Origin of the sequence: Moorena sp. SIO3H5 (assembly GCF_010692395.1) — a bacterium.
Taxonomy (GTDB): Bacteria; Cyanobacteriota; Cyanobacteriia; order Cyanobacteriales; family Coleofasciculaceae; genus Moorena.
Window position 1 is genome coordinate 1 of record NZ_JAAHHS010000804.1, and the last position, 1119, is coordinate 1119.

2 protein-coding genes are annotated in these 1119 nt (G+C 36.6%); both read left to right on the forward strand.

Translation table 11 applies throughout. The features are described from left to right. A partial coding sequence (locus tag F6K52_RS36635) for an AAA family ATPase (protein ID WP_293090187.1) occupies positions 1-686 on the forward strand: 686 nt, incomplete at its 5' end. Further along, positions 683-1119, forward strand: a 437-nt coding sequence (locus F6K52_RS36640) for a hypothetical protein (RefSeq protein WP_293090189.1), incomplete at its 3' end; no start/stop codon positions are given. The genes F6K52_RS36635 and F6K52_RS36640, both read left to right, overlap by 4 nt.

Below are 1119 nucleotides of genomic sequence, written 5' to 3' on the forward strand. Positions count from 1 at the left end.
CCAGACAATACCTCAATTCTCCCATTGCCGATGCCCTAAAGAAAGTTATTTTTTACGATTTTACTCCAATTCATCTCTCTAGTAATGCTCCTTCAACGGGTGGGATGAACAGAACAGGTGAGGGAATAGTTGATGCTTTAGCAGATATTTTACTCAGTAATCGTAAGAGCTTTGATGAATTAGAAGAACGTTTGACAAAGCTAGTTCCTAATATAAAAAGAATTTCCTTACTTCGTGGAGAAGATAGAACCTTTTCGCTAGAATTAGTTGACAAATATTCTGAACATCATATACCTGCTTCTGACATATCAGATGGGACACTGAGAATCCTAGCTTTTCTCACTGCACTATATCAAGAAAATACCCCAAGTATTATTTGTTTTGAAGAACTAGAAAACGGAGTGCATCCGTGGCTATTGCACAAAATGATGGAACTATTGAAAATTGTCTCTACAGAAGGAATTACTGGTAAACCTGTCCAAGTTTTAATTACAACTCATTCCCCAGTATTACTAAATTATGTTGAACCCCACCAAGTGCGTGCTGTTGAATTAGATAAGGAAGGTAAAACTCAAGTCCATAAATTACCCACTGATTCTGTACGTTTTCAAAAAGCACTGTCAGCTTATGATGGGGAATTAGGTGAGCTTTGGTTTACCGATGTATTTGGAGGAAATCCAGTATGAATCGAGGGATTCGTATTGGGTTAATTGCTGAGGGAGAAGCAGAACTAGGAGTAAGTATTCCCTATATTAAGCCAGAAGATGGTGGAAAAATCATTGATAGAGAAAAAGAAGGAGCACTTCATACTTTAATTAGAAGAGAACTTACAGATTTGGGGTTTCCTGATTGTGATTTTGTACAAAGACATCCATCTATTAGGGAAAATCAAAAGAAAAAATTACGCACTGGACATTCTATTTTAGATCCCAAATATTTAGCGCAGGTGGTTATAGCCTGGAAACCAGAAGAAATCGATATGATAGTGATATTAGTTGATGCAGATGATAAACTTGAGCAAAGAAAAATCGACTTGAAACGTGCTTTAAATAGAATTCGTGATAATAACCTAGATATTAATGATAACCCAATTAGCGATCGCAGTACAGGGGGTTTAGC